This window comes from Rhodoferax bucti (assembly GCF_005876985.1).
GTDB lineage: Bacteria > Pseudomonadota > Gammaproteobacteria > Burkholderiales > Burkholderiaceae_C > Allorhodoferax > Allorhodoferax bucti.
The window spans coordinates 1071793-1090139 of record NZ_VAHD01000001.1 but is presented as its reverse complement, the minus strand read 5'-3'; the positions used below and the strand labels follow the sequence as shown (position 1 = coordinate 1090139).

Here is an 18347-nt window from a genome sequence, read left to right as displayed (position 1 = left end):
GGTCGCTTACTTTAAGCGCTTGCTTCCAGCAGCCAGTTCCCTACGGCCTGCGGCATGCTGCGCACGTGGCCCGGCATGCGCCCATGCGGAAAGCCCACATGCCCGCCATGTGCCGGCTGCCACAGGGTGACGTGGGCACCCACCTCTTTGGCGTGGGGCAGACACCATGCGGGCACAAACGGGTCGTTGCGCGCATTCACCACCAGCGCCGGCAGGCGAATGCGGTGCAAATGGGGCTTGGCGGAGCCCCGCGCCCAATAGTCTTCGGTGTTTTTAAAGCCGTGCAGGGGGGCGGTAAAAATGTTGTCGAACGCATGCAGCGTGCGCGCTGCCCGCAGGGCCTGGCCATCAAACAACCCGGGGTACTGCTGCAGCTTCATCAGGGCCTTGGGCACCATGGTTTTAAGAAACATGCGGGTGTACACCAGCCGGTTAAAGCCGGCCCCGATCGCATGGCCGCCGGCCGCAAGGTCGATGGGGGAGCACACCGCCGCCACCGCGCGGACGGTTTGCGATGCCGCATCCCCCGCCTCTTCGGCCCAGCGCAGCAAGGCGTTGCCCCCTAAAGACACGCCCACCGCCACCACGGGCCCGGCATGGGCGGCGCGGAACTGCTGCAGCATCCAGCCGATTTCTTCGTAGTCGCCCGAATGGTAGGCCCGGGGCGCGCGGTTGATCTCGCCACTGCACCCCCGGAAGTGCGGTACCGCGTAGGCCATGCCGCGCTCACGCGCGAAGTCGGCAAAGGCTTCTGCATAGTGGCTGCGGGAAGTGCCTTCCAAACCATGGAACAGCACCAGCAGCGGTGCGCCCTCGGACACGGTGGATTCGAGCCAATCGACATCCACAAAATCTTGGTCCGGCGTGGTCCAGCGCTCACGGCGGTAGTGCGGGGTGGGGCCAAACACGCGGCGCGAATACAAAGCCGGCCAGATGGTCTGCAGGTTGCCACCGGGCAGCCAGGCGGGCGCTATATATTTCATAGTAGCTTGCGCAGGTAGTACGGGCGCTAGCGCCCGATTCAATGCAAAACCTGCGGTACCAGCGTGCTACCGCCCGCATCGCCCGGTGTGCCGGGGCTGGCGTGGTGCACCACCATGCGCCAGCCTTGTGCGGTCTTGTGGTACACGTTGGTGGCCAGTACATGCGCCGAGGCAGGGCCGTCCGGCGTCAGAATGTCCACCGTCTCCAGCACATGGTGCACCGCACTGGCCAGCGAATCCACGCGGCGGATGTGCTCCGGCCGCACATGCACGGCGCCCCCTTGCGAAAACATGGCCTCGAACGCCGCCCGTATGGCGCCAACCCCCATCAACCGCTGCCCGCCGGGGTGGATGCAGGCGATGTCGTCCTCATCGGCCCAACACGCCATGAGCTGATCGAGGTCGCCCCGTTGCAGTGCTTCGTAAAAGGCGGTTTCCACTTCGTCGGGCGTGCCGCCCATGACGGCGTGGAGTTTGGCTTTATTTTTTGGCATGGCCCGATTCTCTCGCATACCGGCCGGACGGGCGCCGCGCACGGTTGTAGGATGCGGTCTTCATTTGGAGGATGTTTCATGCACGCTGCGATGGCCCCACGCTCCCCATGGTCCACCTGGTTGCTCCGCACCGCACGGCTTGCCTTGTGCAGCGCGGTACTGAGCCTGACCGCCTGCGGGTACAACGATTTCCAGCGGCTGGATGAACAAACCCAGTCGTCCTGGAGCGAGGTGCTCAACCAGTACCAACGCCGCGCGGACTTGGTGCCCAATATCGTGGCTACCGTCAAAGGCGAGGCCGCGTTTGAGCAAGACACCTTGACCAAAGTCGTCGAGGCCCGCGCCAAAGCCACCTCCATGCAAGTGAGCCCCGAAACCTTGAATAACCCGGACGCGTTTGCCAAGTTCCAAAAAGCCCAAGGTGAACTGGGCGGCGCGTTGAGCCGCCTGATGGTGGTTAGTGAGCAGTACCCCAACCTGAAGGCGAACCAGGGCTTTAGCGACCTGCGGGTACAACTCGAGGGCACCGAGAACCGCATCACGGTCGCCCGCAACCGCTACATTCAGGCGGTGCAGGAGTACAACGTACTGGCTCGCAGCTTCCCCACCAACCTGACGGCCAAGCTCTTCAGCTACGCGCCCAAGCCCGCTTTCACGGTGGCCAACGAGGCGACCATCAGTAGCCCGCCGGTGGTGGATTTCAACAAAAAGTAAGCACCATGGGCTGGCCTTTGTGTGTGTTCCAGTGGCCACGGGTGTGGTGGTGCTGGTTGCTAGGTGGCGTGCTGGCTTTCGGCGCCTGGGGCGTGCACGCCCAGAGCGTGCAAGCGGTTCCCGCACTTTCCTCTCATGTGGTGGACATGACGGCCACCCTCAGCGAACAACAACAGCTTGCGCTCGACGCCACGTTGAGCCGCTTTGAGACCAGCCATGGCGCGCAAGTGGTGGTGTTGATCGTGCGCAGCACCGCGCCAGAAGACATTGCAGTCTATGCCAACCGGGTTGCCAGCGCCTGGAAGATTGGCCGCAAAGACATTGGCGACGGCGTATTGCTGCTGGTCGCCAAGGACGACCGCACCCTGCGCATAGAGGTTGCCAGAACGCTGGAGGGCGCGATTCCCGACCTGATGGCCAAGCGCATCATCGACCAAGCCATAGCGCCACGCTTCAAGCAAAGCGACTTCGCTGGCGGGTTGACGATAGGCGTTGAACAGCTGATGGGGCTGATTCGAGGTGAAGCACTCCCCGCCCCGACAGCCACCCGCCCCCAAGGTGGCTTTCAATGGATGGATTTGGCCGTCTTTCTTTTCTTTGCGGTCACGGTCGGAGGAAGGATGGCACGGCGAGCGCTTGGAACCCGCTGGGGCTCCATGCTGACCGGCGTGGCGGCGGGTGGTTTGGCATTTTTTGTGACCCAAAGCCTGCTGTTGGCAGCAGGCGCAGCCGTCGCCGCATTTGTGCTGACCCTGCTGACGAGTTTGAACAAATACGCTACCCACACGGGTTCTGGTGGGTATGGAGGCTTTGGCTCTGGCAACAGCAGCGGTAGCGGCCGCTCCGGGGGTGGCGGTTTCAGCTCCGGGGGTGGGGGCAGTTTCGGGGGTGGTGGTGCCTCAGGAGGTTGGTGATGATTGCTCGACTATCCCGTTGGTTCAGGCACCGTTGGGCGGATGATGCACACCGCACATTGGCTGCACCTGCCCTGGCCCGAATCCAAGCACGCGTTGTGGCGAGTGAGGCACTGCACTCCGGCGAAATCCGGGTGTGCATCGAGGCCGGCTTGCCCAATAGCTACCTGCTGCGCCGCGACGGTACTGCGGCACTCCTGCGGCAGCGTGCCATTGCGCTCTTCGGTCGCTTGCGGGTATGGGACACCGAGCACAACAACGGGGTGCTGATCTACCTCTGTCTAGCAGAACACGCGATTGAGTTGGTGGCGGACCGAGGGATCGACCGGCATGTCTCCCAAGACGCGTGGAGTGCCATCGTCCAGCGCCTGTCGGTGCAGTTGCGAGCAGGTCAGTGGGAAGCCGGCCTGGGTGAGGCCATCGACGATGTGCATGCACTGCTCACACGGCATGCACCTGCTTCTAGCGGTGAGACGAACCCCAACGAGCTGCCCGACACTCCGGTGCTCCTGTAACGCCACCCAGAAACAACAAAGCCACCCGAAGGTGGCTTTGTGGAGAGAAGAAGCTGGAGCTTATTTCTTGCGCAGGAACTTGCGAGCAGCAGAAATTTCTGCAGCCATGATGGCAATTTCCGACTGAATGCGGGCAATGTCGATTTCGCTCTTAGCGTTCTTTAAGGCTTCTTCCGCTGCAGCCTTCGCTGCATTGGATTTTTCCTCGTCCAGATCCTTGCCGCGAATCGCCGTGTCAGACAACACAGTCACGCAGTTAGGCTGCACTTCCAACAGGCCACCAGCGACGAACACAAACTCTTCGCTGCCATCGGCTTTTTGAATGCGCACCGAGCCGGGCTTGATGCGCGTGATCAGGGGCGTGTGGCGGGGCTTGATGCCCAGCTCGCCAGCCTCACCGGGAAGCGCCACGAAGACGGCTTCACCGGAGAAGATGGACTCTTCTGCACTGACCACATCAACGTGGATGGTGTTCATGACTTAGACCTTCTTGGCTTTTTCGAACGCTTCGTCGATGGTACCGACCATGTAGAACGCTTGTTCTGGCAGGTGGTCGCATTCGCCGGCAACGATCATCTTGAAACCACGGATGGTTTCAGCCAAAGTCACGTACTTGCCGGGGGAGCCGGTAAACACTTCAGCCACGTGGAAAGGCTGGGACAGGAAGCGCTGGATCTTACGAGCGCGTGCCACGGTCAGCTTGTCTTCAGGGGCCAATTCGTCCATACCCAGAATCGCGATGATGTCGCGCAATTCCTTGTAGCGCTGCAGAGTACCTTGCACTGCACGGGCAGTGTTGTAGTGCTCTTCGCCCACGACGTTGGGGTCCAACTGGCGGCTGGTGGAGTCCAAAGGATCCACCGCAGGGTAAATACCCAGGGAAGCGATGTCACGGGACAACACCACGGTGGAGTCCAAGTGAGCGAAGGTGGTCGCAGGAGATGGGTCGGTCAAGTCATCGGCAGGCACGTACACGGCTTGGATGGAAGTGATGGAGCCCACTTTGGTCGACGTAATACGCTCTTGCAGACGGCCCATTTCTTCGGCCAGTGTAGGCTGGTAGCCCACAGCAGAAGGCATACGACCCAACAGCGCGGACACTTCGGTACCGGCCAAGGTGTAACGGTAGATGTTGTCCACGAAGAACAACACGTCACGGCCTTCGTCACGGAAGGATTCCGCAATGGTCAAACCGGTCAAGGCCACGCGCAAACGGTTGCCTGGGGGTTCGTTCATCTGACCGTACACCATGGCCACTTTGGACTTGGGCAGGTCTTCGAGGTTCACCACGCCGGAGTCAGCCATTTCGTGATAGAAGTCGTTACCTTCACGGGTACGCTCACCCACACCGGCAAACACGGACAAACCGCTGTGTGCCTTGGCGATGTTGTTGATCAACTCCATCATGTTCACGGTCTTGCCCACACCGGCACCACCGAACAAACCGACCTTACCGCCTTTGGCGAAGGGGCACACCAAGTCAATCACCTTGATACCGGTTTCCAGCAGCTCTTGCGATGGGCTCAGCTCATCGTAAGTAGGCGCCTTGCGGTGGATAGAAGCTGTCAGCTCGGAAGCCACAGGACCACGTTCGTCGATGGGCGCACCCAGCACGTCCATGATACGGCCCAGAGTAGCCTGGCCCACGGGGACCATGATCGGCTTCTCGGTGTTGGACACCACCATGCCGCGACGCAGGCCGTCGGAAGATCCCAAAGCGATGGTACGGACGATGCCGTCACCCAGCTGCTGCTGAACTTCCAGCGTCAGGGTAGAGCCTTCCATCTTCAGCGCGTCATAAATGCCGGGCATCTTGTCACGGGGGAACTCAACGTCCACCACCGCGCCAATACACTGAACAATTTTTCCCTGAACTTGGGAGTTAGCTTGAGCCATTTTTCGCTCCAAAAATTAAATCTTTAACAAAAACTCGGATGCTTCCGTGCGGTACGGTTTACACCGCCGCGGCACCGGCCACGATTTCCGACAACTCTTTGGTAATGGCGGCCTGGCGGGTCTTGTTGTAGACCAGCTTCAGTTCACCAATCACGCTTCCAGCGTTGTCCGTCGCAGCCTTCATGGCCACCATGCGCGCCGATTGCTCGGACGCCATGTTCTCAGCCACAGCCTGGTACACCAGTGCCTCGACATAACGGGTCAACAAATCGTCAATCACCGCTTGCGCATCGGGTTCGTAGATGTAATCCCAAGCGTGGTTGGAACCACTGGCTTGAGATTCCGCTTCCATCTGCGCAGCAGACAGAGGCAACAACTGCTGAACCACGGGTTCCTGCTTCATGGTGTTGATGAATTTCGTGTAACACAGGTACACCGCATTCACTTCACCCTTGACATACGCATCCAGCAACACCTTGACAGGCCCGATCAGCTTGTCGAGGTGGGGCGTATCGCCCAACTGGGTAGCGTGCGAAACCACTTTGGCGCCCACACGGTTCAAGAAACCCAAGCCCTTGTTACCGATAGCCACCGCTTGCGCCGAAACGCCTGCGGCTTGCAAATCACGCAGCTTACCGGTCACGGAACGCAACACGTTGGTGTTCATGCCACCGCACAGACCCTTGTCTGTGGTTACGACGATAAACCCTGAGGTCTTCGCGTCATTGGTCTGCATGAATGCGTGCGTGTATTCCGGATTGGCCTTGCCGAGGTTGGTAGCAATATTGCGAATCTTGTCGCTATACGGACGGGCAGCCCGCATCCGGTCCTGCGCTTTGCGCATTTTGGATGCAGCCACCATTTCCATCGCCTTGGTGATCTTCTTGGTGTTTTCCACCGATTTGATCTTGCCGCGTATTTCCTTACCTGCTGCCATACAAGGCTCCTTGGGTCATCAGGTCGGAATTAGGCGAAAGACTTCTTGAACGCCACGATTGCGGCGTTCAACTCAGCTTCAGCATCCTTGTCCATGGCCTTGTCTGCTTCCAGCTTGGCCAACAGGGCGGCGTGCTTGTCCTTCAGGAAAGCGTGCAGACCGTGTTCGAACGCCAAGACCTTCTTCACTTCGATGTCGTCCATGAAACCCTTGTTCACGGCAAACAGCGTAGCGCCCATCAGGCTGATGGTCAGGGGGCTGTACTGGGCCTGCTTCAGCAACTCAGTCACGCGAGCACCACGATCCAACTGCTTACGGGTGGCTTCGTCCAAATCGGAGGCGAACTGCGCGAACGCAGCCAATTCACGGTACTGGGCCAAGTCGGTACGGATACCACCGGACAGGTTCTTCACCAGCTTGGTTTGCGCTGCACCACCGACGCGGGACACGGAGATACCGGCGTTGATCGCAGGGCGGATACCAGCGTTGAACAACGAGGTTTCCAAGAAGATCTGACCGTCAGTGATGGAAATCACGTTGGTAGGAACGAAGGCAGACACGTCACCGGCTTGGGTTTCGATGATTGGCAACGCGGTCAAAGAACCGGTCTTGCCCTTCACGGCACCCTTGGTGAAGGCGTCCACGTAGTCGGCGTTCACGCGAGCTGCGCGTTCCAGCAAACGGCTGTGGAGATAGAACACGTCGCCAGGGTAGGCTTCGCGGCCTGGTGGACGACGCAGCAGCAAGGAAACTTGGCGATAAGCGACAGCTTGCTTGGACAAGTCGTCGTACACGATCAAAGCGTCTTCGCCACGGTCGCGGAAGTATTCGCCCATCGTGCAGCCGGAGTAGGCCGACACGTACTGCATGGCAGCAGATTCAGAAGCGGTAGCCGCCACGACGATGGTGTATTCCATCGCGCCAGCTTGCTCGAGTGCGCGCACCACGTTCTTGACAGAAGAAGCCTTCTGACCGATCGCGACATACACGCAGGTCATGTTCTGACCCTTCTGGTTGATGATCGCGTCAATCGCCACGGCGGTCTTGCCGGTCTGACGGTCACCAATGATCAACTCACGCTGACCACGGCCGACGGGAACCATGGAGTCGATGGACTTCAGGCCGGTCTGCATAGGCTGGCTCACGGATTCGCGGGCGATCACACCAGGTGCCACCTTTTCGATCACGTCAGTCATCTTGGCGTTGATGGGGCCTTTGCCGTCGATAGGCTGACCCAAGGCATTCACCACACGGCCACGCAACTCAGGACCCACGGGCACTTCCAGAATACGGCCTGTGCACTTCACAGTGTCGCCTTCGGAGATGTGCTCGTACTCGCCCAAGATCACGGAACCGACAGAGTCGCGCTCCAAGTTCAGGGCCAGACCGTAGGTGGGCAAGCCATCGCTACCGGCGGGGAATTCCAGCATTTCGCCTTGCATCACATCGGACAGACCGTGAATGCGGCAGATACCGTCGGTCACAGAAACCACGGTACCTTGGTTGCGGATGTCTGCGCTGGCGGACAAACCGTCAATGCGGCTCTTGATCAATTCAGAAATTTCTGCGGGATTGAGTTGCATGACTCTTTCCTTCTTTCTTTGGTTGGGCTGACAGCGGAAGGCAAAGCCTTACGCTGAAAGAGCCACTTTCATTTGTTCCAGACGGGCCTTGACGGATGTGTCAAGAACTTCGTCACCCACCACCACGCGGACACCGCCAATCAATTCAGCATCCAACTCAACAGAAAGGTTGAGCTTGCGGCCGAAACGCTTCTCCAGAGAAGCGGCGACTTCCGACAATGCAGCTGCATCGATCGGAAAGGCGCTATAGACAACGGCATCAGAAAAGCCGCCTTGGGCGTTCTTCAGTGCACGGAACTGGGCTGCGATTTCCGGCAACGCAGCGAGGCGTCCGTTATCGATCACAGTGCGCAGGAAGTTCTTTCCTTGCTCAGGCAATGCAGCTTTGATCACTCCAGCAATCAGGTCAAACACCTGGCTGTTGGAGCTATTGGGGTTGCCGGCGAACTGCTGGAGTTGGCTATTAAGCGCAACTTCAGCCAATTCATCCAGCCACACAGCTGCAGCGCTCAAGTCCGCTTGCGTAGCCTTGAACAAAGCTTCGGCGTAAGGCCTGGCGATGGTGGCAAGTTCAGCCATGTGATTCCCTTACAGCTCAGTCTTCAAGCGCGACAGCAAATCTGCATGCACGCCGGCACTGACTTCCTTGCGCAGAATCTGCTCAGCACCTTTGACAGCGAGAGCGGCGACCTGTTCACGCAAAGCATCCCGGGCCTTCACAGATTGCTGCTCGGCTTCCGCCTTGGCTGCAGCAATGATGCGGTTGCCTTCTTCCACGGCGCGAGCCTTGGCTTCTTCGACAATCGTCTGGGCACGGCGCTCAGCATCCGCCAAGCGGGTTGCTGTTTCGTTGCGTGAGCTGGCCAATTCGGCTTCTACGCGCTTGTTGGCAGAGGCGAGTTCAGCCTTCGCCTTGTCGGCGGCAGCGAGGCCGTCGGCGATTTTCTGTGCCCGCTCGTCCAGCGCTTTTGTGATCGGGGGCCACACGAATTTCATCGTGAACCACACCAGGATCGCAAAAACGATAGCCTGCAGGAACAGGGTAGCGTTAATGTTCACGGTTTGATTCCTTCTCTAACGTGAAGGGGCCGTTAATTACTTCAGAACGAAGGGGTTAGCGAATGCGAACAGCAGAGCGATAGCAACGCCGATCAGGAACGCAGCGTCGATCAGACCAGCCAAGATGAACATCTTGGTTTGCAGTTCGTTCATCAATTCGGGTTGACGTGCAGAAGATTCGAGGAACTTGCCACCCATCAGCGCGATACCGATAGATGCGCCGATAGCGCCCAGACCAACGATCAAACCGCAAGCCAGTGCCACGAGGCCGAGAATGTTTTCCATGAGAAGCTCCTAAAAGTTAGTTGGAAAAAGAGAAAGAAAACGAAAGGAAAAAAGTTACATCAATGTGCGTCGTGCGCTTGACCGGTGTAGATCAGCGTCAACATCATAAAGATGAAGGCTTGCAAGGTGATCACGAGAATGTGGAACAGTGTCCACACGGTTCCTGCGATGATGTGACCAATGGCCAAACCAACACCGGTTGCCGACAGCGCCCAGCCGCCACCCATCAGGGCAATCAACATGAACACCAACTCACCTGCAAACATGTTGCCGAACAACCGCATGCCATGGGACACGGTTTTGGCAAGGTATTCGATCATCTGCATCAGGAAGTTCACAGGGTACAGAGCCCAGTGATCACCAAACGGTGCAGCAATCAGTTCGTGCGCCCAGCCACCCAGACCTTTGATCTTGATGTTGTAAACCAAGCAGACAAACAAAACAGAGCAGGACAGTCCCAGCGTAGTGGACAAATCAGCTGTAGGCACGACACGCATGTAGTCCTTGAAACCCATGGCTGGGCCGGCGCTGTGCCAGATAGCGGGAATCAGGTCGACCGGCAACATGTCCATGGCGTTCATCAGGAAAATCCAGACGAACACCGTCAACGCCAAGGGGGAGATGAGCTTGCGGCTGGTGGCGTTGTGAATCACACCCTTAGCCTGGTTTTCCACCATCTCGGACAAAATTTCTACCGCTGCTTGAAAGCGACCGGGAACACCAGAGGTGGCTTTGCGAGCAGCATTCCACAAAATGAAGCAACCCAGAACACCCAGAATCACGGAGAAGACAACCGAGTCCAAGTTGAACAAGCTGAAATCAACAATGCTGGTCTGCTTGACGCTCTCGAAGTCAAAGTTTTTTTGCAGATGCTGCAAGTGGTGCTGGATGTACTCACCGGCAGATGGGGCATGGGTTTCAGCGTGTTCAGAAGCCATATGTCACCAATATTCAAAGGTTTACGGTTGGATGCGGCGCTTGGATTGCAGCCACGCGGCCACCCAATACACCTTCATCGTCACCACGAAGCCAGCCACCAGTGCCAGCCAATTCAGTTGAGGGACCAGCTTGGGCGCAGCCAGCAGCAGAGCCACTGTCAAGACCACCTTCACCACTTCCCACACCACAAAACTCAAAAACGCCGCCCCTGAATCCTTCAGCGTGGGCTGCATGCGCAAACCGCGCGCCAGCACCATGGCAGGAAAGATGACAGCCACCGCGCCGTAAATGGCAGAAACTGCCACCACCTGCCCGAAAGCCCACCCAGCCACCACCGCAATCACACAGGCCACCAGGACCTGCATCTTGATGACCCACCAAGGAGACACCGAGGGATTGCTTTGGCGCCATTGGCGCACTTCTTCAGCCGTCAAGGGCTTGAACTCTTCATCAAACACCCCATCTGGAATATCTGAATCGCGGGCGTCGGTCACTGTGTGCGTGTTTGTCATTATCAAATTCGCGCTCAGACTGTTGCCCAGTTCAATGCACAGCCTCTGATTATACGTAGAAACCCGTCTGCGCCAGCAATTTCCCGCAAATCCGCACAGCGAAAGGCCTCCGTAAGGTCGACACAGCAAAGAGCGGCGTTGGTAGGCACAGCGATAATCGGACCCGCTTCCCCTTCTATTTCTGCGAAAGGCGCATCCATGGCCACCCCACCCACTCCCGGCAACTTTCCGGAAATTTCTCGCGCTGAATCGTTGATCGAGTACCCGTCCCGATTCCCCATCAAGGTGATGGGCCACAAGGTCGATGGCTTGGTCCATGCGATCACCCTGATTGCCAAAGAATTCGACCCGACTTTTGATGCCTCCACCATCGAGCTGCGCGAAAGCAAAGGCGGCAACTACCTGGGTGTGACCATCACGATCACCGCCACCAGCCGTGAGCAGCTCGACGAGCTGTACCGCACCTTGAGCACCCACCCCATGGTGAAAGTGGTGCTCTGACGCCGTGACCATCGACCTCCAGCAGCGCGGCCGCTTGGCCTATGTGCCGACTTACGAGGCCATGCAGCGCTTTACAAACGAAAGAGACGTAGGGCCCTTGTCGGATGTGCGCGACCAGCTATGGATTTGTGAGCATCCACCTGTTTTCACGCAGGGCCTTGCCGGCAAGCCGGAACACATTTTCATGCCCGGCGACATCCCCATCGTGCAAACCAACCGGGGCGGGCAAGTGACCTACCACGGCCCCGGCCAAGTCATGGGCTACCCCCTGATCGATCTCAAGCGCGCGGGTTATTTCGTCAAAGAATATGTTTACCGCATTGAAGAGGCGGTCATCAAAACCTTGTCCCATTTCGGCGTGACCGGGCACCGCGTGGCTGGCGCGCCGGGCATTTATGTCCGGCTCGAGGACCCCACCGGCCATGCACCGCTGGCACAGCGCCCCCAGCAGGGCGCCGCCCGCACGGCAGACCCGGACTTCACCGGCCTGGGCAAAATCTCTGCGCTGGGCATCAAGGTCAGCCGCAACTGCACTTACCACGGCGTGGCGCTGAATGTCGCCATGGACCTGGAACCCTTCTCCCGTATCAACCCTTGCGGCTACGCCCAGCTGCAAACGGTGGACCTTTCTACAATCGGGGTCCAAGTCAGTTGGCAGGACGCCGCTGATGTGTTGGGCCACAAGCTCGCCACCTACCTCGCACCCTGAAGGTGCACCGGGGCCCACGCCCACCTGCAAAGACGCCACACCATGAGCCACAGCGATACCCCCACCAGCCGCGACCACAGCAGCGCCAACCCCACCGTGCGCGAAGCCCAGTCCACCGCCGACTACAACCCGCTGGCCAAGCAAAAAGCGCAGGCCAAGCTGGCCCGCATCCCGGTGAAAGTACAGCAAGGCGAAGTGCTGAAAAAGCCGGACTGGATCCGCGTCAAAGCTGGCAGCCCCACCACCCGCTTTTACGAAATCAAGGACACGCTGCGCGCCAACAAACTGGTGACCGTGTGCGAAGAGGCCAGCTGCCCCAACATCGGCGAATGCTTCGGCAAGGGCACGGCCACTTTCATGATCATGGGCGACAAGTGCACCCGGCGCTGCCCCTTCTGCGACGTGGGCCACGGCCGCCCCGACCCGCTGGATGTGAACGAGCCCGACAACCTGGCCAAGACCATCGCCCAGCTCAAGCTCAACTACGTGGTCATCACCAGCGTGGACCGCGATGACTTGCGCGACGGCGGTGCCGGCCACTTTGTGGAATGCATCCGCAAAACGCGCGAACTCTCGCCCAAGACGCAAATCGAAGTGCTGGTACCTGACTTCCGCGGCCGTGATGACCGCGCGCTCGAAATCCTGAAGGCCGCACCGCCCGACGTGATGAACCACAACCTGGAAACCATCCCCCGCCTCTACAAAGAAGCGCGCCCGGGCTCGGATTACCAGTTCAGCCTGAACCTGCTCAAGAAATTCAAGGCACTCTTCCCCGACGTGCCCACCAAGAGTGGCCTGATGGTCGGCCTGGGTGAGACGGACGAAGAAATTCTGGAGGTGATGCGCGACATGCGCGCCCACAACATCGAGATGCTGACCATCGGCCAGTACCTCGCGCCCTCCACGAGCCACCTGCCGGTGCGCCGCTATGTGCACCCCGACACCTTCAAGATGTTCGAGGAAGAGGCCTACAAGATGGGCTTCAAGCACGCCGCAGTGGGCGCCATGGTGCGATCGAGCTACCACGCCGACGTGCAAGCCGGGCACGCACTGAACACCCCCGCCTAAAACGCAGAACGCTATCAAATCAATAGCTTCTCGCGCACAACGGACGTGCGCTAGCAGCTATTTTTACGTCAAGGCTTGGCGTAGCCGCTCTCGGCCCACGCAACCGCACTACTACGGTTGAGCTTGAAGCCGGGGGACACTTTGACCTGCGCCAAGACATCGTCCCCCTCATCCCGCGCAGTCAGGGTGGCGCTGGGGTTGTCTTCGTCCGGCTCGATGTCTAGGTACACCGTGATCCGCGCGGTACCGGCAGTCACCGTGATGCTCTGGTGCAACGCGGCGTGCAATTGCTGCTCACTGCGGCGCACGAATTCGCTGGCCGTTTTCACCAAGGTGCTGAAGGCTGCGCCGTCCAGGGGCTTGGGGTTCTTTTTGTCGCGGCCCATGGTCCAGGGGCCGACGAGCGCGGGCTCCGACTGGCCATCGCGCGTCATGGCGACGGCCCAGCCATCATCGTCCTCGTTTTTGATCACGCGGGCCGTCCAGCCGTTGTCACGCCACACGCGGGGTTCTTGGATTTTGGAAGAAATGGAATCAGTCAAACGCGGAATGCTCGCAACAAAAAGAGGGAAAGGCCGGATTTTGCCCCCTGCCCGTGCAATCGGTGCCAAGGGCCGCTAGCATGGCGACTGGCCGCCGTGATTGCATCTGCTGGAAGCAGCAAGCGCCGCTACCAAAACCATAGCTGCCCGCGCATACCAGACGGGCGCCAGAGACCCATTTACTTCATACAACGACCTGCACCATGCAATACCACGCCCGTGAAAGCCGTTACGACGGCGCCGTCCCCTACCGCACCTGCGGCAAAAGTGGCCTCAAACTCCCCGCCGTATCGCTGGGCTTGTGGCACAACTTTGGCGATGCCACGCCCTTCCAGACCCAGCGCGACATGCTGCGCACCGCCTTCGATTTGGGCATCACCCACTTTGACCTGGCCAACAACTACGGCCCGCCCTACGGCAGCGCAGAAACAAACTTTGGCGAGCACCTGAAGCGCGACTTCAAGCCCTACCGCGACGAGCTGATCATCTCCAGCAAGGCCGGCTACGACATGTGGCCCGGCCCTTATGGACAGGGCGGTGGCTCGCGCAAATACGTACTGGCCAGCCTGGACCAGAGCTTGAAGCGCATGGGTCTGGAGTACGTGGACATTTTCTACAGCCACCGCTTTGACCCTGACACCCCGCTGGAAGAAACCATGGGCGCACTGGCCACGGCCGTGCAGCAAGGCAAGGCGCTGTACGCCGGCATCAGCAGCTACTCCGGCACCAAGACGCGCGAAGCGGCCGCCATCCTCAAGAGCATGGGCGTGCCTATGCTGATCCACCAGCCCTCGTACAGCCTGATGAACCGCTGGATCGAGGAAGACCTGCTGGACGCACTGGATGACACCGGCATGGGCTGCATCGCCTTCAGCGCGTTGGCCCAGGGCCTGCTGACCAACAAGTACCTCAACGGCGTGCCCGCCGACGCGCGCATCAACCGCCCCGGCGGTGGCTCCTTCAAGCAAGACCACCTGAGCGAGCAAAACCTCAAGCACGTGCGCGCCCTCAACGACATTGCCCAGGCGCGCGGTCAGAGCCTGGCGCAAATGGCCACCGCCTGGGTGCTGCGCGACAAGCGCGTCACGTCCGCCCTGATCGGCGCGAGCAAGCCCGAGCAAATCGTGGACCTGGTGGGCGCCATGCAAAACCTGAGCTTTACCCAGGCCGAGCTGGACACCATTGACGGCCACGCCGTGGACGGTGGCATCAACCTGTGGAAGCGCCCCTCCACCGACCAGCGTCTGGCCTGAGCCCCTGCCAACCATGCACGCCGCCCATGGCTCCCTGTCGCTGCGCCAGTACGGCCCGTCGCCGGGCAGCCATGCGCACGACCATTTCCAGATACTGCTGGGCCTGGAAGGCACGCTGGAGCTGGAGGTGCAAGGCCGCGGCCAGCGCATTGCGGCAGGCAGCGGCTGCGTGATTGCACCGGGAGAGCGGCATGACTTTGAGGCCGACGGCAAGGCGCACTGCCTGGTGCTGGACACGGCCGAAGCCGGCTGGGCCACTGCCGTGGGCACCCCGGTGCAAGCCGCCACCGCGCTGGCCCTGGCGCGTTACCTGCAGCTGGCCTTGGCCCGGCAGGACAGCCTGGCCCAGCACTACGGCCCGCTCTTGCTGCTGGACTGCTGGCGCGCACCGCAGGCCAAACCTGCGCGTGCCCAGCGCCGCATCGACTGGAGCGGCCTCATCCAGTGGTGCGAGCGCCAGCTGCACACACCGCTAACAGTGGCCGACCTGGCACAACAGGTATTTCTGAGCCCCACGCAATTTGCCGTGCGCTGCCAGCAGGAGCTGGGCATGCGCCCCATGCAGTGGCTGCGCGACCTGCGCCTGCAGCGCGCCCGCCAACTGCGTGCCCAAGGCCTCGCCGTGGCCGACATTGCCCGGCGCTGCGGCTACCAGTCCGCATCGGCCCTGACCGCCGCATTACGCCAGCACACACGGCACTGAGGCAGGCCAAAAAAAGGGGATTCGTTTTAGCTCGGAGTGGTCCGGCACTGAAACCGGTGTTGGACGACAGCACACCGTGGTTCCGCTCCAGTGCCTGCGGCTAAGCTTGCAGCCCTATGCATGCCTCCCTCCTCGCCCTCGCCGCCATCGCCCTCTGGGGCTCACTCGCCCCGCTGGGCGTTTCATTGGCCCACGTTCCCCCGTTTCTGCTGACCGGCTGCTCGCTGCTCATCGGCAGCCTCATTGGGCTGGTGCTTTCACGCGGCCGGGTGCAGCAATGGAAAGTGCCTGCCCGCACGCTGGCACTGGGCCTGTATGGCCTGTTTGGCTACCACTTCCTGTTCTTCATTGCGCTGCGCAGCGCGCCGCCCGTGCAGGCCAATCTGGTGAACTACCTGTGGCCGCTGGGCATTGTGCTGATGGCCCCGCTCTTCCTGCCCGGCATGCGCCTGTACGGCCTGCACATTGCCGCAGCGCTGCTGGGCTTTGCCGGCGCGGCGCTGGCCATCGTGGGTGGGCGTGATCTGCAGGGCGGCTTTGCGTGGGGTTACATCCCGGCCTTGGCATCGGCCTTTGTGTGGGCCAGCTACTCGCTACTAACGCGGCGCGTGCCGGCCTTTCCCAGCGCAGCCATCGGCCTGTTCGGGTTGGTGTCGGGCCTGCTCTCGCTGTTGTGCCACGCCCTGCTGGAAAGCCCGGTGGATTTGAATGCACACGACGGGGCACTATTGCTCGCCATGGGCCTGGGCCCTTTGGGCGGTGCGTTTTACCTGTGGGATGCAGCGCTCAAACGCGGTGACGCGCGGCAGATTGGGGTGCTGTCCTTCCTCACGCCGCTGCTGTCCACACTGGCACTGCTGTGGCTGCGGGGCGAGTGGCCCAGTGCATCGGTGGTGCTAGCTGCGGCCATGATCATTGGTGCCGCCGTGCTGGGCTCGCGGGTGAAAGACTGAGGCCTAGATCTGGCCGCCACTGAGCTCGAGCGCCGGGTCTTCTGCGGTGCGCACCCGCTCAGCCCAGGTAGCCAGCTTGGTGGTATCGGAGCGCAGAATTTCCTGCTTGACCGCCAGAATCTGCGCGGGGTGCATGGAGAAGCTGCGCAGCCCCAAGCCCAAGAGCAAACGGGTCATCGTCACGTCGCCTGCCATTTCGCCGCACACGCTCACATCTTTGCGCTGGCGGCGGCACTCGGCAATCGTATCGGCCACCAAACGCAACACGGCGGGGTGCAGCGGGTCATACAAGTGGGCAACCGACTCATCCGCGCGGTCAATCGCCAGTGTGTACTGGATCAGGTCGTTGGTGCCGATCGACAAAAAGTCAAAATACTTCAAAAACAGCGGCAGGCTCAGGGCGGCAGCGGGGATTTCGATCATCGCGCCCAATTGCACCGGCCCGTAAGCCACACCACGCCGGTCCAACTGCGCACGGGCCTGCTGCACGTGGGCCAAGGTCTGGCGGATTTCGCTGGCATGCGCCAGCATGGGGATCAACAAACGCACCTGGCCGTGGGCTGCAGCCCGCAGAATGGCGCGCAATTGCGTCAAAAACATGGCCGGGTCTGCCAGGCTCCAGCGGATGGCCCGCAGCCCCAGCGCGGGGTTCAGGTGGGCGTCGTCTCGCACCGATTCATCCAGCGGCTTGTCGGCCCCCACGTCCACGGTGCGAATGGTCACTGGCAGGCCTTGCATGCCCTCCACCGCTTTTTTGTAGGCGAGGTATTGTTCCTCTTCGTCCGGCAAGCGGCCTTGGCGCCCCATGAACAAAAATTCACTGCGGAACAAGCCCACCCCCAACGCGCCGGCCTTGAGCGCCACTTCGGCGTCTTCCGGCATTTCGATGTTGGCCAGGAGTTGGACTTTTTCCTCGTCCATCGTCACCGCAGGCGTATGCAGCAGGCGCTGCAGGCGACCGCGCTCCAGCTCACCCTGGCGCTGCTTGAATCCGTACTCGGCCAGGATGATGGGCGAGGGGTCCACGATGACCACGCCCGCATCCCCATCGATGATGACCCAGTCGTCCTGGCGCACCAACTGGCTGCAGGTGCGCGCACCCACCACGGCAGGAATGTCCATGCTGCGGGCCACGATGGCGGTGTGCGAGGTTTTGCCACCCACATCGGTGATGAAGCCGGCAAACACGCTTTGCTTGAACTGCAGCATGTCAGCGGGCGACAAGTCGTGCGCAATCAGCACCAGCGGCACGTCCACCGTGTCGTCAAGCAGCAAGTCTTGTTGCGAACCTTTGCGCCCACCGCGCTGCACCGGCTGGATCACCGGAGACTGCGTCCCTTTCATGGCGCGCAGCACCCGCTCGCAAATCTGCTCCATGTCGGCCTTGCGCTCGCGCAGGTAGGCGTCTTCCATTTCATCGAAATGGCGGGCGACGATTTCGAGCTGTGTGGTCAGTGCCCACTCGGCGTTGTAGAGGCGGTCGGTAATCCAGTGTTTGACGCCCCCCACCAGCTCTTCGTCCTGCAAGAGCATCAGGTGGACATCGAGCAAAGCAGCCAATTCGCTGGGCGCCTCCTTGGGCCCCATGCGGGAGATGCTGTCTTGGAGGCGGTGGATTTCTTCCACCACGGCGTCGCGCCCGGCGCGCACACGGGCGATTTCAGACTCTACTTCCGCCGGCGGGATGAAGTAGTGCGCCACATCCACCCGGCTGGACGCCACCAGCACCGCACGCCCGATGGCAATACCCCGCGAGACGGTGAGACCGTGGATGGAAAACGTCATGC

The 18347-nt window shown here is 60.5% G+C and carries 22 protein-coding genes; 9 read left to right on the top strand and 13 right to left on the bottom strand.

The features are described 5' to 3' along the window. Positions 1-11: 11 nt before the first annotated feature. Positions 12-983: a YheT family hydrolase gene (locus FDM28_RS05245; RefSeq protein WP_138513699.1), complete on the bottom strand. Its 972-nt coding sequence runs from the start codon at positions 981-983 to the stop codon at positions 12-14. A 38-nt stretch (positions 984-1021) separates the two neighbouring features. Next, entirely contained in the window at positions 1022-1477 is a 456-nt protein-coding gene (locus FDM28_RS05240; RefSeq protein ID WP_138513697.1) for a YybH family protein, read from the bottom strand. 78 nt (positions 1478-1555) lie between these two features. Between FDM28_RS05240 and FDM28_RS05235 the strand changes: the two genes are divergently transcribed. From FDM28_RS05235 to FDM28_RS05225, 3 genes are read left to right on the top strand one after another with little or no spacing between them, the layout of a single operon-like run. Continuing rightward, a complete protein-coding gene (locus FDM28_RS05235; RefSeq protein ID WP_420853004.1) occupies positions 1556-2191 on the top strand; it encodes a LemA family protein in 636 nt (211 codons plus the stop codon). A 5-nt stretch (positions 2192-2196) separates the two neighbouring features. Continuing rightward, entirely contained in the window at positions 2197-3105 is a 909-nt protein-coding gene (locus FDM28_RS05230; protein WP_138513695.1) for a TPM domain-containing protein, read from the top strand. Continuing rightward, a complete protein-coding gene (locus FDM28_RS05225) occupies positions 3105-3620 on the top strand; it encodes a TPM domain-containing protein (protein ID WP_138513693.1) in 516 nt (171 codons plus the stop codon). The genes FDM28_RS05230 and FDM28_RS05225 overlap by 1 nt, the downstream gene beginning before the upstream one ends. Before the next feature lie 60 nt (positions 3621-3680). On the opposite strand, the gene FDM28_RS05220 is transcribed toward FDM28_RS05225, so the two are convergent. Genes FDM28_RS05220 through FDM28_RS05180 form a run of 9 tightly spaced genes read right to left on the bottom strand, consistent with a single transcriptional unit; the run spans position 3681 to position 10831 of the window. Then, positions 3681-4097 carry a F0F1 ATP synthase subunit epsilon gene (locus tag FDM28_RS05220; RefSeq protein ID WP_138513691.1) on the bottom strand — a complete coding sequence of 139 codons (417 nt, stop codon included), beginning with the start codon at positions 4095-4097 and terminating at the stop codon, positions 3681-3683. 3 nt (positions 4098-4100) lie between these two features. Next, complete coding sequence (atpD, locus tag FDM28_RS05215) at positions 4101-5516, bottom strand: F0F1 ATP synthase subunit beta (RefSeq protein ID WP_138513689.1); 1416 nt, start codon at positions 5514-5516, stop codon at positions 4101-4103. 58 nt (positions 5517-5574) lie between these two features. Continuing rightward, positions 5575-6453: a F0F1 ATP synthase subunit gamma gene (gene atpG, locus FDM28_RS05210; protein ID WP_087495434.1), complete on the bottom strand. Its 879-nt coding sequence runs from the start codon at positions 6451-6453 to the stop codon at positions 5575-5577. A gap of 29 nt (positions 6454-6482) precedes the next feature. Continuing rightward, positions 6483-8036: a F0F1 ATP synthase subunit alpha gene (gene atpA / locus FDM28_RS05205; RefSeq protein ID WP_138513686.1), complete on the bottom strand. Its 1554-nt coding sequence runs from the start codon at positions 8034-8036 to the stop codon at positions 6483-6485. A 48-nt stretch (positions 8037-8084) separates the two neighbouring features. Next, positions 8085-8615 carry a F0F1 ATP synthase subunit delta gene (locus FDM28_RS05200; protein ID WP_138513684.1) on the bottom strand — a complete coding sequence of 177 codons (531 nt, stop codon included), beginning with the start codon at positions 8613-8615 and terminating at the stop codon, positions 8085-8087. 9 nt (positions 8616-8624) lie between these two features. Next, complete coding sequence (locus tag FDM28_RS05195; RefSeq protein ID WP_138513682.1) at positions 8625-9095, bottom strand: F0F1 ATP synthase subunit B; 471 nt, start codon at positions 9093-9095, stop codon at positions 8625-8627. Between the two features lie 36 nt (positions 9096-9131). Next, complete coding sequence (gene atpE, locus FDM28_RS05190) at positions 9132-9380, bottom strand: F0F1 ATP synthase subunit C (RefSeq protein WP_019429175.1); 249 nt, start codon at positions 9378-9380, stop codon at positions 9132-9134. Between the two features lie 59 nt (positions 9381-9439). Beyond that, positions 9440-10318 (bottom strand): F0F1 ATP synthase subunit A, encoded by an 879-nt coding sequence (gene atpB / locus FDM28_RS05185; protein WP_138513679.1) that lies wholly within the window; start codon positions 10316-10318, stop codon positions 9440-9442. A 21-nt stretch (positions 10319-10339) separates the two neighbouring features. After that, positions 10340-10831, bottom strand: a complete 492-nt coding sequence (locus FDM28_RS05180; protein WP_138513677.1) for an ATP synthase subunit I — start codon at positions 10829-10831, stop codon at positions 10340-10342. A 198-nt stretch (positions 10832-11029) separates the two neighbouring features. Between FDM28_RS05180 and FDM28_RS05175 the strand changes: the two genes are divergently transcribed. The 3 genes from FDM28_RS05175 to lipA are packed head-to-tail and all read left to right on the top strand — an operon-like array spanning position 11030 to position 13109. After that, positions 11030-11332 (top strand): YbeD family protein, encoded by a 303-nt coding sequence (locus FDM28_RS05175; RefSeq protein ID WP_138513675.1) that lies wholly within the window; start codon positions 11030-11032, stop codon positions 11330-11332. A 4-nt stretch (positions 11333-11336) separates the two neighbouring features. Further along, the gene (gene lipB / locus FDM28_RS05170; RefSeq protein ID WP_138513673.1) at positions 11337-12041 is read left to right on the top strand and encodes a lipoyl(octanoyl) transferase LipB; all 705 of its coding nucleotides are present in this window, start codon (positions 11337-11339) and stop codon (positions 12039-12041) included. Positions 12042-12083: 42 nt separating this feature from the next. After that, entirely contained in the window at positions 12084-13109 is a 1026-nt protein-coding gene (gene lipA / locus FDM28_RS05165; RefSeq protein ID WP_138513671.1) for a lipoyl synthase, read from the top strand. Between the two features lie 68 nt (positions 13110-13177). Here the strand turns inward: lipA and FDM28_RS05160 are convergent, their stop codons facing one another. After that, positions 13178-13651 carry a hypothetical protein gene (locus FDM28_RS05160; protein ID WP_240791898.1) on the bottom strand — a complete coding sequence of 158 codons (474 nt, stop codon included), beginning with the start codon at positions 13649-13651 and terminating at the stop codon, positions 13178-13180. A 203-nt stretch (positions 13652-13854) separates the two neighbouring features. Between FDM28_RS05160 and mgrA the strand changes: the two genes are divergently transcribed. From mgrA to FDM28_RS05145, 3 genes are all read left to right on the top strand, one after another. Beyond that, a complete protein-coding gene (gene mgrA, locus FDM28_RS05155; RefSeq protein WP_138513669.1) occupies positions 13855-14904 on the top strand; it encodes an L-glyceraldehyde 3-phosphate reductase in 1050 nt (349 codons plus the stop codon). Positions 14905-14917: 13 nt separating this feature from the next. Further along, positions 14918-15607, top strand: coding sequence for a helix-turn-helix domain-containing protein (locus FDM28_RS05150; RefSeq protein WP_138513667.1), 690 nt, complete (start codon positions 14918-14920; stop codon positions 15605-15607). Between the two features lie 116 nt (positions 15608-15723). Further along, on the top strand, positions 15724-16560 hold the full coding sequence (locus FDM28_RS05145) for a DMT family transporter (RefSeq protein WP_138513665.1): 837 nt from the start codon (positions 15724-15726) through the stop codon (positions 16558-16560). A 3-nt stretch (positions 16561-16563) separates the two neighbouring features. Here the strand turns inward: FDM28_RS05145 and ptsP are convergent, their stop codons facing one another. Then, positions 16564-18345, bottom strand: coding sequence for a phosphoenolpyruvate--protein phosphotransferase (gene ptsP, locus FDM28_RS05140; RefSeq protein ID WP_138513663.1), 1782 nt, complete (start codon positions 18343-18345; stop codon positions 16564-16566). Positions 18346-18347: the final 2 nt, after the last annotated feature.

Excerpts from the sequence above, each read along its gene's own strand:
- FDM28_RS05245 (WP_138513699.1), bottom strand. The coding sequence starts at position 983 with ATGAAATATATAGCGCCCGCCTGGCTGCCCGGTGGCAACCTGCAGACC.
- FDM28_RS05240 (WP_138513697.1), bottom strand. The coding sequence starts at position 1,477 with ATGCCAAAAAATAAAGCCAAACTCCACGCCGTCATGGGCGGCACGCCC.
- FDM28_RS05235 (WP_420853004.1), top strand. The coding sequence starts at position 1,556 with ATGCACGCTGCGATGGCCCCACGCTCCCCATGGTCCACCTGGTTGCTC.
- FDM28_RS05230 (WP_138513695.1), top strand. The coding sequence starts at position 2,197 with ATGGGCTGGCCTTTGTGTGTGTTCCAGTGGCCACGGGTGTGGTGGTGC.
- FDM28_RS05225 (WP_138513693.1), top strand. The coding sequence starts at position 3,105 with ATGATTGCTCGACTATCCCGTTGGTTCAGGCACCGTTGGGCGGATGAT.
- FDM28_RS05220 (WP_138513691.1), bottom strand. The coding sequence starts at position 4,097 with ATGAACACCATCCACGTTGATGTGGTCAGTGCAGAAGAGTCCATCTTC.
- atpD (WP_138513689.1), bottom strand. The coding sequence starts at position 5,516 with ATGGCTCAAGCTAACTCCCAAGTTCAGGGAAAAATTGTTCAGTGTATT.
- atpG (WP_087495434.1), bottom strand. The coding sequence starts at position 6,453 with ATGGCAGCAGGTAAGGAAATACGCGGCAAGATCAAATCGGTGGAAAAC.
- atpA (WP_138513686.1), bottom strand. The coding sequence starts at position 8,036 with ATGCAACTCAATCCCGCAGAAATTTCTGAATTGATCAAGAGCCGCATT.
- FDM28_RS05200 (WP_138513684.1), bottom strand. The coding sequence starts at position 8,615 with ATGGCTGAACTTGCCACCATCGCCAGGCCTTACGCCGAAGCTTTGTTC.
- atpE (WP_019429175.1), bottom strand. The coding sequence starts at position 9,380 with ATGGAAAACATTCTCGGCCTCGTGGCACTGGCTTGCGGTTTGATCGTT.
- atpB (WP_138513679.1), bottom strand. The coding sequence starts at position 10,318 with ATGGCTTCTGAACACGCTGAAACCCATGCCCCATCTGCCGGTGAGTAC.
- FDM28_RS05180 (WP_138513677.1), bottom strand. The coding sequence starts at position 10,831 with ATGACAAACACGCACACAGTGACCGACGCCCGCGATTCAGATATTCCA.
- FDM28_RS05175 (WP_138513675.1), top strand. The coding sequence starts at position 11,030 with ATGGCCACCCCACCCACTCCCGGCAACTTTCCGGAAATTTCTCGCGCT.
- lipA (WP_138513671.1), top strand. The coding sequence starts at position 12,084 with ATGAGCCACAGCGATACCCCCACCAGCCGCGACCACAGCAGCGCCAAC.
- mgrA (WP_138513669.1), top strand. The coding sequence starts at position 13,855 with ATGCAATACCACGCCCGTGAAAGCCGTTACGACGGCGCCGTCCCCTAC.
- FDM28_RS05150 (WP_138513667.1), top strand. The coding sequence starts at position 14,918 with ATGCACGCCGCCCATGGCTCCCTGTCGCTGCGCCAGTACGGCCCGTCG.
- FDM28_RS05145 (WP_138513665.1), top strand. The coding sequence starts at position 15,724 with ATGCATGCCTCCCTCCTCGCCCTCGCCGCCATCGCCCTCTGGGGCTCA.
- ptsP (WP_138513663.1), bottom strand. The coding sequence starts at position 18,345 with ATGACGTTTTCCATCCACGGTCTCACCGTCTCGCGGGGTATTGCCATC.